This is a genomic window from Hyphomonas oceanitis, assembly GCF_036964545.1.
Lineage (GTDB): Bacteria > Pseudomonadota > Alphaproteobacteria > Caulobacterales > Hyphomonadaceae > Hyphomonas > Hyphomonas oceanitis.
The window spans coordinates 485873-499050 of the sequence record NZ_JBALTL010000002.1 but is presented as its reverse complement, the minus strand read 5'-3'; the positions used below and the strand labels follow the sequence as shown (position 1 = coordinate 499050).

General features: G+C 60.2%; 13 protein-coding genes. 8 read left to right on the top strand and 5 right to left on the bottom strand.

What is annotated here, in order from left to right; translation table 11 throughout:
* Nucleotides 1-67 precede the first annotated feature (67 nt).
* Nucleotides 68-1420: a pilus assembly protein gene (locus tag V7651_RS07350; RefSeq protein WP_335612749.1), complete on the bottom strand. Its 1353-nt coding sequence runs from the start codon at nucleotides 1418-1420 to the stop codon at nucleotides 68-70.
* 154 nt (nucleotides 1421-1574) lie between these two features.
* Between V7651_RS07350 and V7651_RS07345 the strand changes: the two genes are divergently transcribed.
* The gene (locus V7651_RS07345) at nucleotides 1575-2369 is read left to right on the top strand and encodes a thymidylate synthase (protein ID WP_335612748.1); all 795 of its coding nucleotides are present in this window, start codon (nucleotides 1575-1577) and stop codon (nucleotides 2367-2369) included.
* Nucleotides 2370-2379: 10 nt separating this feature from the next.
* On the opposite strand, the gene V7651_RS07340 is transcribed toward V7651_RS07345, so the two are convergent.
* Nucleotides 2380-2736 (bottom strand): carboxymuconolactone decarboxylase family protein, encoded by a 357-nt coding sequence (locus V7651_RS07340; RefSeq protein ID WP_035536894.1) that lies wholly within the window; start codon nucleotides 2734-2736, stop codon nucleotides 2380-2382.
* 115 nt (nucleotides 2737-2851) lie between these two features.
* A complete protein-coding gene (locus tag V7651_RS07335; RefSeq protein ID WP_335612747.1) occupies nucleotides 2852-4846 on the bottom strand; it encodes a TonB-dependent receptor in 1995 nt (664 codons plus the stop codon).
* A gap of 146 nt (nucleotides 4847-4992) precedes the next feature.
* Between V7651_RS07335 and V7651_RS07330 the strand changes: the two genes are divergently transcribed.
* Nucleotides 4993-5679 carry an aquaporin gene (locus tag V7651_RS07330; protein ID WP_335612746.1) on the top strand — a complete coding sequence of 229 codons (687 nt, stop codon included), beginning with the start codon at nucleotides 4993-4995 and terminating at the stop codon, nucleotides 5677-5679.
* A 4-nt stretch (nucleotides 5680-5683) separates the two neighbouring features.
* On the opposite strand, the gene V7651_RS07325 is transcribed toward V7651_RS07330, so the two are convergent.
* Nucleotides 5684-6499, bottom strand: coding sequence for a hypothetical protein (locus tag V7651_RS07325; protein ID WP_335612745.1), 816 nt, complete (start codon nucleotides 6497-6499; stop codon nucleotides 5684-5686).
* A gap of 67 nt (nucleotides 6500-6566) precedes the next feature.
* On the opposite strand from V7651_RS07325, the gene V7651_RS07320 reads away from it, so the two are divergent.
* Nucleotides 6567-7115, top strand: a complete 549-nt coding sequence (locus tag V7651_RS07320) for a dihydrofolate reductase (RefSeq protein ID WP_035536885.1) — start codon at nucleotides 6567-6569, stop codon at nucleotides 7113-7115.
* A gap of 124 nt (nucleotides 7116-7239) precedes the next feature.
* Nucleotides 7240-8148, top strand: a complete 909-nt coding sequence (locus V7651_RS07315) for an SMP-30/gluconolactonase/LRE family protein (RefSeq protein ID WP_335612744.1) — start codon at nucleotides 7240-7242, stop codon at nucleotides 8146-8148.
* Nucleotides 8149-8156: 8 nt separating this feature from the next.
* On the opposite strand, the gene V7651_RS07310 is transcribed toward V7651_RS07315, so the two are convergent.
* Nucleotides 8157-9308 carry an Mrp/NBP35 family ATP-binding protein gene (locus tag V7651_RS07310; protein WP_335612743.1) on the bottom strand — a complete coding sequence of 384 codons (1152 nt, stop codon included), beginning with the start codon at nucleotides 9306-9308 and terminating at the stop codon, nucleotides 8157-8159.
* Nucleotides 9309-9403: 95 nt separating this feature from the next.
* On the opposite strand from V7651_RS07310, the gene hflK reads away from it, so the two are divergent.
* From hflK to V7651_RS07290, 4 genes are all read left to right on the top strand, one after another.
* The gene (gene hflK / locus V7651_RS07305) at nucleotides 9404-10534 is read left to right on the top strand and encodes an FtsH protease activity modulator HflK (RefSeq protein WP_035536877.1); all 1131 of its coding nucleotides are present in this window, start codon (nucleotides 9404-9406) and stop codon (nucleotides 10532-10534) included.
* Nucleotides 10534-11430, top strand: coding sequence for a protease modulator HflC (gene hflC, locus V7651_RS07300; RefSeq protein ID WP_335612742.1), 897 nt, complete (start codon nucleotides 10534-10536; stop codon nucleotides 11428-11430). Before hflK ends, hflC begins: the two co-directional genes overlap by 1 nt.
* 12 nt (nucleotides 11431-11442) lie before the next feature.
* Nucleotides 11443-11643 carry a DUF2065 domain-containing protein gene (locus V7651_RS07295; protein ID WP_035536872.1) on the top strand — a complete coding sequence of 67 codons (201 nt, stop codon included), beginning with the start codon at nucleotides 11443-11445 and terminating at the stop codon, nucleotides 11641-11643.
* Nucleotides 11644-11721: 78 nt separating this feature from the next.
* Nucleotides 11722-13173 (top strand): Do family serine endopeptidase, encoded by a 1452-nt coding sequence (locus V7651_RS07290; RefSeq protein WP_035536871.1) that lies wholly within the window; start codon nucleotides 11722-11724, stop codon nucleotides 13171-13173.
* Nucleotides 13174-13178 lie beyond the last annotated feature (5 nt).

Sequence of the window (13178 nt, the reverse complement as noted above, 5' to 3'; positions counted from 1 at the left end):
ACTCCAGTTCAGAACAAAACGCTATGCCAATGTAGATAAAACATGAGAGATCCCGGCCTGTTGGGCATTAGTAGGTGATCCGGAGATCGGAGATGGATTGTGCGATCAGCTTGTAGGCGTCCTTCAGTTCCTGCCCGTTATCAGGCGTAAACGCGAAATCTGACGAACTGGCACAATAGCTGAGGATGTCCCTACCCTGCTTGGGGGCCTTGAAGGCCACCGTATAGATCACGACACCCTTTTCCTTCGCGGCGTCACACTGCTTCTTCGCCTGATCGAAGGAGTCGCCCTGACCGCTTGAGAAATACTTGTTGAACTCACCATCGGTCATCATGATCATGGCCTTGGCGGCATCCGGCTCATCATACGGCAGAGCATTCGAACCTGTCGGCCATACAGAATTCCAGGTTGGAGCGAGCAGGTACCAGCCCCACGCCACACCCATGTGTCCGGCTGTGCTGCCATAATCGTCCAGCGAATTGATATAGGACTTCAGGGCAGACTTGTTATGCGTCAGCGGCAATGGACCGAAATCATTGCAATCGGGAATGGATGTCCAGCTCCATCTCCTTCTATATGAGTCGTAAACATATTCCGGGTCGCGCGCCTCCAGCCAGGCATTCGGGCCCGGATCGGCATCTGTAAATGCCTGCGAGCCGACGCGTTCCTGCACGCAGGAACTATCGACATAAGTGGTGGCTGTTTTCCATTTTTTGCATGTACCGTTTCCCCGATACTTGCTGCAATACGTTGCCGATATCGTGCGCTTCTCGTTCTTGTTCGTCACCGCCTTGAAATATGTGCCAGCATTCACCGCCGTGTCGTATGTCGTCATCGCAATGCGCACATCATCAGGGTTGGCGAGATTTGAATTGGCGGGCATCAGTGTGTCCACGGCATCACGCGCCGCGACCTGAAGATCATTCATCTTGCCGCTATTGCCCATCGATCCGGACACGTCGAAGACGAACGAGACTTCCAGCTTGCCGATGCCATAGGTCGACCCCGACCGGACCCGGAAGTCCATCTTGGTCTGGCCAAACAGGTTCGACAGCGTTGTCGGCTGCGAACACATGATCGTCGCATTGATATCCTGCTTGCCGTCGACATATTCCAGGGCAACGCCCGTGCAGGAGACATTACCCTTCTGCTGTTTCAGCAGGGCTGCAACATACTGGTTCACATCCTTGGTCACATCGGCGCGAGACTTGCCGGCCTGCATCGACCGGGCCCCGTATATCACGGCATTGTCGATCATCGACTGAATCTTGTTCTTCTGAGTCATCGTCATCTGCGTGTCGATGGCAACGCCGACGATGGAAAGGATGGGGATGATGGACAGGGCAAAAATGATCGCGACATTGCCGCGTGTTTCATCGCGCCAACGCCTGATAAGACTCTTCACTTGTCCCGTAATCACTGTCTTATATCCCCCCGTCCTGGTATAGTCTTGGATACAAGCCTCTATATTTCATAACATTCATTATATTTTGTTTGCCGAGCGCCCAAATATTGGCCGCCAATAGCAAGTTTGTGTTAAGACTTTTAACCAACGAATCGCACGCGAGGACCGCATGAAACAGTATCTCGACCTGTTGTCAGACATCCTGGAAAAGGGCTTCGAGCGGGCCGACCGGACGGGAACAGGCACGCGCGCCGTCTTCGGTCGCCAGATGCGGTTTGATCTTTCTGAAGGCTTCCCATTGGTCACCACCAAGAAGCTTCACCTGCGCTCGATCATCGTGGAACTTTTATGGTTCCTGAAGGGCGACACGAACATCAAGTACCTGAAAGATAACGGTGTTTCGATCTGGGATGACTGGGCGGATGCCAATGGCGACCTGGGTCCCGTGTATGGAAAACAGTGGCGCAGCTGGGCAGCGCCTGACGGCCGCGTGATCGACCAGATCCAGTGGGTCCTCGACGAAATCCGCACGAATCCGAACTCGCGCCGCCTGATCGTGTCCGCCTGGAACCCGGCTGATGTGAACGAAATGGCCCTGCCGCCGTGCCATTGTCTGTTCCAGTTCAACGTCATGGACGGCAAGCTTAACTGCCAGCTTTACCAGCGCTCGGCAGATATCTTCCTGGGCGTGCCTTTCAACATTGCATCCTATGCGCTGTTAACCCTGATGATGGCCCGGGCGACCGGACTGAAACCCGGCGAGTTCGTCCACACGTTCGGGGACGCCCACCTCTATCTCAACCATGTCGAACAGGCGAAACTGCAGCTCACGCGCGAGCCGCGCCCCCTCCCCTCGATCAGGCTCAATCCCGACAAGACCGACCTGTTCAGCTGGGAATATGAAGACTTCAAGGTCGAGAACTACACGCCTCACGCCCATATCAAGGCACCTGTGGCGGTCTGATCGGGGCCGCTTACCCCTGCTTCAGGGCCTGCCAGGCTGTCCAGGCATCCCCGGCATACATCAGGCCGGGGCCACCGCCCATATAGACGACAACGCCGAGTGTTTCTGCCACCTCCTCGTCCGTCGCGCCGAGACGCTTCAGGGCCTTGGTGTGAAATCCGATACAGCCATCGCATTGTTTGGCTGCGCCGATCGCAAGGGCAATCAGTTCCTTCGTTTTCTTGTCGAGCGCGCCATCGCCCATGGCCGCCTTCGACATTGCGCTGAAAGCCGTAATTGTTTCCAGCGCGTCGGTCTGCCGTAGCCCTGAAATGCCGTGATTGATTCCATCCGTGATGGCCGCATAGTCCTTGGTAACCGACGTCATGCCCGCTCCTGCCTGAAGATTAGCCAGTACGGTGCACCGGTTGGCCGGGAACCGAAATAGGGAAATACCCGGACCGCGCGCGTTAACGCGAAACCCGGGTACTTAAACGGCAGGACTAGAACAGGTAGCGGATGCCTGCGCGGATATTCCGGCCCGGCATTGGCACGCTGTCCTTCAGCACGCTGGTCGCCATGCGTACTTCCTCGTCGCTCACATTGCGCGCCTCAAGGAACAGTTTCGTTCCGGTCCGGCCAAAGCCGTAGCGCGCAATATCAAGGTCAGCATGCAGGTCAGCCGTCACATAGCCATCCGTCGCCAATTGGCCGACGCCCGGCGAATCCTGGTCACCGGCCCATGTCAGCTTCGCACCCAGCGCCAGTGCGCCCCAGTCGGCTTCAGCGCCGGCATTCAGCGTCACCGGCGGCACATAGGGCACATCCGAGCCGTCATCGAATTCTGCGTTGACGAAGTCGAGCCCGGCATCGAACTTCCAGTCCGCTTTCAACGGCCCATCCAGCAGCTGGTAATTGGCAAAGAGTTCGCCGCCGGTGAACTGCGCGTCCTGCTGGCGGAATTCAAAGACCGGCAGGTCATCCAGTTCTGCGCCCGTCGCGGCGAGATAGATGAAGTCAGAGAAGTCCGTCAGGAACAGGTTCGCGCCGAAGCTCATCGTGTCGTTTTCCCAGCGCGCCGTGCCTTCCAGGTTCAGCCCGCGCTCCTTGCCGAGCGTCGCATCGCCGACTTCGTATTGCTCTGTCGCCAGGTGCGGACCGTCAGCGAACAGCTCGCTCTGGTTCGGCGCCCGCTCGGCCCATGACACCTGCGTTCCGAGGAACCAGCCGGAATCCCAGTGCTTGTGCACACCGGCAGAGCCGCTGGCCAAATCAAAGCTCACCTTGCCGGCGCCTTCATTGTCGAGATCGACCTGCTCAGCGCGCAGTCCACCTTCAATCCCGAGGCCACTGTCAAAGTCATGGGTCTCATAGAGGAAGACGCCAACGCTTTTCGTGTCCGTCGGTGTGATGAACGCCTCGTCGCCAATCGCGTCGAGCGAACTATCCGCATACTGGATACCAAACTCGCCTTCGAGCGGGCCCAGCACATGGCCGACTTCCAGCCGTCCCTCGAAACCGTCGGTCTCAAACTTGGTCCCCGGCTCGCCTGGTCCTTCAAATTCAGTATGTTCGTAATTGGCAACCGAGGCCGACCCCGTCACCTTCGTCAGAAAACCATTGTCGATGTTCAGCCCACCACGCATGTCATAGCGCGTCTGCTTCAGGTCGATATAGGCGGTCTCTTCCAGCGGCAGACCATATTGCGAGCTTTGTTGACGCACTGCGCCGCCAAGGAAGCCCTTCTCGCCAACCCATGTCAGGCCGCCCGCGAGGGAATCTGTCTGCACGAACGAGTTCGGCAATTCACCGTCGGGTCCTGCGGGTTCGCCGTTTACGGCGCGCAGGCGATCAGACTGCGCCGACGAGGGAATATCATAATTGCCAAAGTCGCGCGTCGAGGCCGTCAGCGTGCCAACAAGCGATCCCATCACGCCCTGCACGCGCCCACCGGCCTCCGTACCGTCATTGACGCTATTGCTCGCCGCATAGGCTTCGCCCGCAAAGGGCCGTTTTGGCAGGTCTTCCATGATCAGTCCGTCGATCACGTTGACCACGCCGCCAATCGCCTGCCCGCCGTAAACCAGCGCTGCAGGGCCGCGCAGGATTTCCACCTTCACAGCATCAATCCCGTCCGCGGCTACCTGGTGGTCCGGGCTTGCCGCCGATACGTCGATCACGCCGATACCATTCGTCAGCACCTGAACGCGCTCGGCGCCAAGGCCGCGCAGGATAGGACGGCTGGCGCCCTGCCCGAACGAGGTCGAGGCAACGCCCGGCTGGCGGTCCAGCGTATCGCCCAGCGTCGAGGACATATCCTCAACAAGATCCTTGCGGTCCAGCGCGGCAACATTGCTGACCATTTCACCGGCCGTGCGCTGCGGCCCCGGCAGGGTCACGATAACAGGTTGTTCGATGCGGACTTCGTCTTCGGCTTGCGCGTGCGCCATGCCGGCAAGGAGCGGCGCGGTGGCCACTGCAGCTAGAAGGTATTTCATGGGGGAGGAAACCTGTATTTAGTGTTATAAGATAACGTCTCTTTTTATTAGCGGGCGCACAATGCATGTCAATTGCCCAATGCGGGAAACTGCATCAAAATCCTTCCCAGGCGGCATCGGGCCGTCACATCTTGGGAGGGAAAACCATGAAAGTCTTCGCAGCCGAACTTATCGGCACCCTGACACTCGTTCTTTTTGGTTGCGGGTCGGCGGTTCTTGCCGGCGACCAGGTCGGGCAACTCGGCATCGCCTTCGCCTTTGGCCTCGCCATCGTGGCGATGGCCTACGGCATCGGCCATATCTCCGGCTGCCACGTAAACCCCGCCGTCAGTTTCGGCGCCTTTATCGCTGGCCGCATGGATGGCAACACGATGCTCACCTACTGGCTTGCCCAGTTCATCGGCGCCACGATTGGTGCAGGTATCCTCTTCCTTATCGCCAGCGGCCAGAACGGCTATGACGTCGCCGTTGACGGTCTCGGACAGAATGGCTGGGGGACGGGTTACCTCGGCGAGTACAGCCTGATGGCGGCCATCATCTTCGAAGTGGTCGCAACATTCCTCTTCCTGATCGTCATCCTCGGATCGACCAATCTGGCCGCGCCAACGCCCATGGCGGGCCTATCGATTGGCCTGACACTCACCGCGATCCACATTGTCGGCATTCAGGTGACAGGCGTCTCGGTCAACCCGGCCCGCAGTTTCGGTCCGGCCCTGTTTGCAGGCGGCCATGCCATGTCACAGCTCTGGCTGTTCCTGCTCGCACCGCTGGTCGGCGCCGGCCTTGCCGGCATGAAAGCCCGGTTCGGTCTTCTGGAAAAAGACCCAAGCTAATGCCTCAAGCCTCGGCCGGGTTTACCAGGCCGAGGTTTTCACGCCGCCGCATGATCATCGACACGGCAACCGCGCCCACCATCTTGCCGATCACGAACACCACCCAGTTGGCAATGTGGAACGTATTTCCGTCGGGCAGCGGCATAATCCACGCATGATCCCAGAATAAGCGAATGATCGGCAGGGTGACCGGACCGTGAAGGATCGATCCGTTGAAGTTCAGCTGTTTGGCTAGGTCAGCGCCATACAGGAACACCGTCGTGTCGACAGGCGCCGCCAGCGCGCTCGACAACAGGATGCGTGTCGACAACCGGTACTTCGTAAACGTGAACATCAGCCAGTCGACGCCCTCGGAGACCGCGAAGGCAATGCCACTGGCCAGCGCAATCACAGGCCACGCATAGAAAAATGACCACGCCACAGCCATCGCCATCACGGCCAGCACGCGGTGCCCCATCTCGCGCTGCACAAAATCGCGCACAACAAACACCATACCCGTCACAATGGTCATCGGATGCAGCGACAGGCCACGCGGCCAGCTCGCGCTTTTGTCCAGAATCTCGAACTCCGGGATCACCCCGAAGGACCAGTTCAGGAAAGGTATCAAAGCGACATACATAAGCGCCCAGGCACGCCCTTTCAGCATGTATATCGCTGTAAAGGTGAGTGCGAGCGCAACCAAAACCGGAAGCGCTTGTCCTGTATTGCCGTTGGTAATTATCGAGAGAAAGGAATTCAGCACGCCATGCCCCTGCAACTGCGTTTCGTGACGGATATCTGACAAATCCAGTTGATTACACCCCAAAAGAATGTGTCTCACATGCTTAACAAGGCGAGGCAAAAAAGCCGTCCGTCAACGAAAAAGCTGAAAGTTGCATCCTTCATCCATGCAGAATGACGTGAAACTGAGCCTGATTGTTGCCCGTGGCCGCAATGGCGTCATCGGGGCCGCCGGCGAACTCCCATGGCGCCTGAAGGGCGACATGATGTTCTTCAAGCGCATAACCATGGGAAATCCTATCATCATGGGCCGCAAGACGTGGGAAAGCCTTCCCAAGCGCCCCCTGCCCGGTCGCGAGAATATCGTGATGACGCGCGACTGGACCTATGATGCTCCCGGCGCGCGCGTCTATTCCAACTTCATCGCCGCCATGAATGCCGCCAAGGCGGTTGCCGCGCGCGATGGCCGCAAAGAAGCCTTCGTGATCGGCGGCGAGGCCATCTACACGCTGGCCATGCCGCTCGCTGACCGCATCTACCTGACAGATGTCGAATCCTATCCCGAAGGCGACGCCTATTTCCCCGAACTCGACGAGCATGAATGGCGCGAACATACGTCCGAGCATTTCGAGGCCGCTGAGGGCAATGATTTTGCCTACACGATCCGCAAGCTTGAGCGCGTTCACGCCGCAAGCCATGCCGACACAAATTCCTGACCCTTCAATAACCCGGGAATAACCCGCGAACGGTCAGCCACAAGGCCGTGGCGCTCCCCTGCGTCAGCCGTTGCGGCCCTTCAATGCCGGGCCTAGTGTTCCTCCAAAACAAGGAGGAACACGCATGGATTTCGAACTCGTCGCCGATGGTCTCGGCTTTCCGGAAGGCCCCGTCGTCATGTCGGACGGCTCGGTCATCGTCGTTGAAATCCAGAAAGGCCAGATCTCCCGGCACTGGGGCAAGGGCAAGTCAGAAGTCGTGGCCACGCCCGGCGGCGGCCCCAACGGCCTCGCCATCGGGCCGGACGGTGCGCTCTGGTGCTGCAACAATGGGGGCTTCCAGTGGTCGAACGTCGAGGGCCTGCTGATCCCCGGCAACGCGGCGGATGACTATTCCGGTGGCCGCATCGAGCGCATCGATCTCTCCACCGGCAAGGTCGAACGCGTGCTCGACAGCGTTGGCGGCAACAAGCTCAAAGGCCCGAACGATCTCGTCTTTGACAAGGCCGGCAACCTCTATTTCACCGACCATGGCAAATCCTATTCCCGCCACCGCGACTATGGCGGCCTCTTCTTCCTCGCCAAGGGCGCGTCGGAAGCGAAAGAGCTCGATTTCCACTATTCCAGCCCGAACGGCGTTGGCCTCTCGCCCGACGAGCAGACCGTCTTCATGGCCGACACGATGACCGGCCGCATGTGGGCCTTCGACCTCGCCGCTCCCGGCGAGATCAAGCCCGCCAGCCCCTTTAATGGCGGCCGCGTCGTCGCCACGATGCCGGGTCTGCAATACTTTGACAGTCTCGCCATGACCGCTGCGGGCAATGTCTGCGTCGCCACCATCCTCAATGGCGGCATCACGACCATCACGCCTGAGGGCGATTTCAGCCACACGGCCTTCCCGGACATGCTGGTCACCAATATCGCCTTTGGCGGCGACGACATGAAGGATGCCTGGCTCACGCTTTCCAGCACAGGCCAGCTTATCAAGTGCCGCTGGCCGGAAGCCGGCCTCGTCCTGAACTTCAACGCCTGAGACGGCGCCTAGTCCTCGAAAATGATTTCGGGGGCAGGCTTCGTTTCCAGCGTATCGAGGCCCACGGCCACGGTGCGCGCCAGTTCGTGGAAGATACGCCCCGGCTCGCCGCCGGACAGCGCTGCTGGCTTGCCCGCGTCGCCGCCTTCGCGAATGGTCTGCAGCATCGGAATCTGCCCCAGCAAGGGCAGGCCCAGCGTCGTCGCCATGGCCGCGCCGCCGCCCTCGCCCATCAGGTAATGGCGGTTGCCTGCGGGGTCTTCGAACCAGCTCATCGTCTCGACAATGCCGAGCACGGGCACAGCCGTCTTTGTGAACATCGCCGCCCCGCGCCGCACATCGGCCAGCGCCACTTCCTGCGGCGTCGTCACGATAATTGCGGCCGTCACCGGCACGCGCTGGGCAATCGCCAGCTGCGCATCACCCGTGCCCGGCGGCGTGTCGATCACAAGCACGTCCAGTTCGCCCCATTCGGCATCATTCAGCATTTGAGCGATCGCCGACATCACGATCGGCCCGCGCCAGATCATTGGCGCATCCGGATCCGACAGGTAGCCGATCGACAGCGTTTTCATCCCGTAGGCCTCAACAGGCACCAGCTTCTTTGACGCCGCTGTCTCCGGCTGCGCCTCCTGCATGCCGAGCATGGTCGGGATCGACGGCCCGTAGACATCTGCGTCGAGCAGCCCGACTTTCATGCCCGCCTTGGCCATCGCCGCCGCCAGATTGACCGCGACGGTTGACTTACCGACCCCGCCCTTGGCGCTCGCCACGACGAGAATCCGGTCAATTCCGGCAATCTTGGGTATACTGCCACCTTGCGTCGGCGCGCCCTGCTGCATCGCCTCATCAGAGAGGCGCGCGCCCTTGGACACCCGCCGCGGGGCCGGTTCAAGCTTTACATGCTTGTGCGCAGGGGCCGTCACCTGGGCCGTCAGGATGCTGGTCACAGCCTGCACGCCAGGCACCAGTTCAGCCCGTCCTTCGGCCTCGATCCGGCGCGCCTCAGCCCCCGCCTGATCGGCCGGATCTGCAAGCAATACGAGGATCGCGCGCCCCGACTCGTCCACGTCCACCGACTCCAGCCAGTCCGGCGCCCCAAGGGCGTTTCGTACCTGTCCGGCCAGTTTCCGGCGGGATTTTTCCTTCGAACCAAACACTTTCTGCGACTCCTACGTCCTTGAAGCCCGGATTGAGGCATGCACATATCACGCAAGACACTATATAGAAGCCTACGAAACCAACAGGAGGGGCTATGCCCTGGGATGACAAGAACAAATCCAGCGGCCCATGGGGCGGCGGATCCGACGACGAGCCTGCCAAGGATGGTGGTTCGCCATGGACGCGCCCTGGCGGCGGCGGGGGCAATAATAACGACCTCGAAGCACAGATGAAACGTATGCAGGAGCGCTTCCGCAAGCGCTCTAATGGCAATGGTGGCGGCGGTGGACGCCGTCGCGGCGGCGGCGGCACGGGTCCCAATTTCGGCCCGCTCGGCTTTGTCGTGCTCGTCGGTATTGCCCTGCTTGGCTGGCTTTCCACAAGCGTGGTCATGGTCGATCCGACCCAGCAGGCGGCCGTTTTCCGCTTCGGCAAGTGGCAGACCAATTTCGGGCCAGGCCTGCACTTCCACCTGCCTGCCCCGCTTGAGGAGCATGTTCTCGTCGAGGTCGAAAACCGTAAAGAAACGCGGATCGGCAACAATCTCGAAGAAAGCCTGATGCTGACGCAGGACGAAAACATCGTCGACATCCAGTTTTCTGTTTTCTGGAAGGTGAATTCCGAACACCCGGAAAACTTCATCCTGAACGTCAAGAACCCCTCGGAAGCCGTCGAACAGGTCGCCGAATCGGTCATGCGTGAAGTCGTCGGCAAAACGCGCCTTCAGGGCGTGATCACGACCGAACGTGATGTCGTACAGACCGAAGTGGGCAAACAGATCCAGTCCCTGCTCGATGATTATCGCGCCGGCATCGAAATCCTCGCCGTCACGATCGACCGCTCGGACCCGCCGAAACAGGTCATCGAGGCCTTCAACGACGTGAACGTCGCCGAACAGGACGCCGAGACGAATATCAACCAGGCCACCCAGTTCGCCAACGAAGTCGTTCCGCAAGCCCGTGGTAGCGCCCAGCGCATCCTGCAGGAAGCAGAAGCCTATCGCGACCAGGTCCTCGCCGACGCACAGGGTGAGGCCTCACGCTTCGAACAAATCTACGAAGAATATCGCAAGGCCCCACGCGTCACGCGTGAGCGCATGTATCTTGAAACCATGGAAAAAGTGCTGGAGCGCTCCGACAAGCTGATCATGGATCAGGACTCCGGCGCCGTTCCCTACCTGCCGCTGGAACGAACGCAGCGGTCCACGAACGGAGGGCAGCAATAATGCGTACTTTTGGATGGCTAACCATCATCATCGCGGGCGCCGTACTTCTGGTGCTCATGAATTCATTCTTCGTCGTCCGTCAGGACGAGCAGGCCCTGATGCTTCAGGTCGGCGAGCCCAAGCAGGTGTTCAACGCACCGGGCCAGGACCAGGCAGGCCTCTACTTCAAGATCCCGATGTTCCAGCAGATCGAAAAGCTGGATAAGAAGAATATCGGCCTTGATATCGAGAATATCGAAGTGCTGGCATCCGACCAGCGCCGCCTCACGGTCGATGCCTTCGTCCGCTGGCGCATCAAGGATCCGCTGAAATTCTACCAGCGTTTCCGCAACGAGCCTGCCGCTGCCCGCCAGTTGCAGCAGATCACCAACTCGAACATCCGCGAAGCCCTGGGCGACGTGCCGGTGCCGGAAATCATCTCCGGCCAGCGCTCGCAGCTCATGGACCGTATCCGTGAGCGGGTGAACGCCCAGCTGACCGAGGACGGCATCGACATTGTCGACGTCCGCATCCGCCAGGCCGACCTGCCGACCGAAGTAGCAGAAGGCGTCTACAGCCGTATGCAATCGGCCCGTCTGCAGGAAGCCCAGCGCATCCGTGCTGAAGGCGAGGAAAAGGCGCGCCTTATCCGCGCCCAGGCCAGCCGCGAGAAAACGGTTATCGAGGCTCAGGCCCGGGAACAGGCCGAGACGATTCGCGGTGAAGGCGATGCCAAGTCGACGGAAGTCTATGCCAATGCCTACAACAAGGACCCGGAATTCTTCCGCTTCCAGCGCGCCCTGATTGCCTGTGACAAGGCCATTCAGCAAGGCACGCAGATCATCGTGGCACCCAAGAGCCTCGGCATATGTGACGAGTTCATCGACAGTGCCCGCGTCAATGGCGGTTCCCGCTAGGAAATCGGGCCTGTGTCAAAGCTTTACCTGATACTGGCTGCGGCCGGTCTATGGTTCTTTCTGGAGGGGGCGATCTACGCGATCGCCCCCGACTTCATGCGCCGCATGGCCGCCCGACTTGCGGAAATGTCCAGCCGCGACGTCGCCTTTGCCGGGCTGGCCTCGGCCGTCCTCGGCGCCCTTCTGGTTGTCTTTGCAGTGCGAGGCGCCTGAGCCTGTTGCAACAGGGGCGCAAAGCGCCATACTGCTCAGGATACGAGCAACATCCGATCCTCAGGAGCCTCCTCTCACATGCGCATTCCGGCACTCGCCGCCCTTGGTTTCATTCTTGCCTCCGGGCTGCCGGCTTCTGCTCAACAGAGCCTGTCGCAAGCGGTCGATGGTGTTGACCAGAAAGTGCAGCCGAGCAGCCTTCGCGACCTGTCGAAGCGCCTGATGCCCGCCGTCGTGAACATCTCGACCCAGCAGACAATCGCGCCCAATGGCCTGCCAACCTTCCCTGAAGGTTCCCCCATGGAGCGCTTCAATGAATTCTTCGGGCGCGACGAAGATGGCTTCCAGCGCCAGGGCTCGCTCGGCTCCGGCTTCGTCATCAGCGCCGACGGCATCATCATCACCAACAATCACGTCATCGACAATGCCGACGAGATCGAGGTCAACTTCTCCGACGGTCGCGTGCTTGACGCGATCCTGATCGGGCGCGACCGCGACACCGACATTGCCGTGCTCAAGGTCAAGAGCAACACGCCCCTGCCTTTCGTCGATCTCGCCGACAGCGACCATGCGGAAGTCGGCGACTGGGTCATCGCCATCGGCAACCCGTTCGGTTTTGGCGGCTCAGTCTCGGCCGGCATCATCTCGGCCCGCAACCGCGACCTCAATTCCGGCCGCTCGGACGACTTCATCCAGACCGACGCGGCCATCAACCGCGGCAACTCGGGCGGTCCCCTGTTCAATCTCGGCGGCGAAGTGGTCGGCGTGAACACAGCCATCATCTCGCCGACTGGCGGCTCGGTCGGCATTGGCTTCTCGGTGCCGTCCAATCTCGTGAAGCGCATCTCGCAACAGCTGATCGAGCATGGCAAAGTCCGCCGCTCATGGCTCGGCGTGAACGTTCAGGATGCAGACGAAGCCCTCGTGAAGGCCTACAAGGCCAAGGGCAAGGGCGGCGTCATCATCACACGCATCACCGATGACGGCCCGGCTGACAAAGCCAAGCTCGAAGTCGGCGATCTCGTCCTCGCCTTCGACGGCCAGGCCATCGCCAGCGTACGTGAAATGACCCGCCTCATCTCCGACGAGCCGATTGGCAAGACCGTGCCGCTCTCCATCATCCGTGATGGCAAGGCCCGCACGATCTCGGTGACCCTCGGCGAACTGCAGGATGATGACGAAGCCACACCGGCTCAAACCCTCCCCGATGGCCCGGCCAGCAGCAATGATCTCGGCGCCGAGCTTGCCGGCATCGATGATGACGCCCGCCGCCGCTTCGGCATCCCGAAAGATGTTGACGGCGTCGTCGTCACCGGCGTCAGCGCGCGCGGGCGCTCTTTCGGCAAGCTCAACCGCGGCGACGTGATCGTGGAAGTGAACTTTACCAAAGTCGCCTCGGTCACCGACACCGTCTCCCGTGTGGAAACGGCGATGACCACGCCGCAACAGCCCCTCCTCCTGCGCGTCAAGCGCCGGGGGGATGCCGGCTGGTTCGACCAGTTCCTGTCGATAGAACTGACCAGGAAATAATCAAA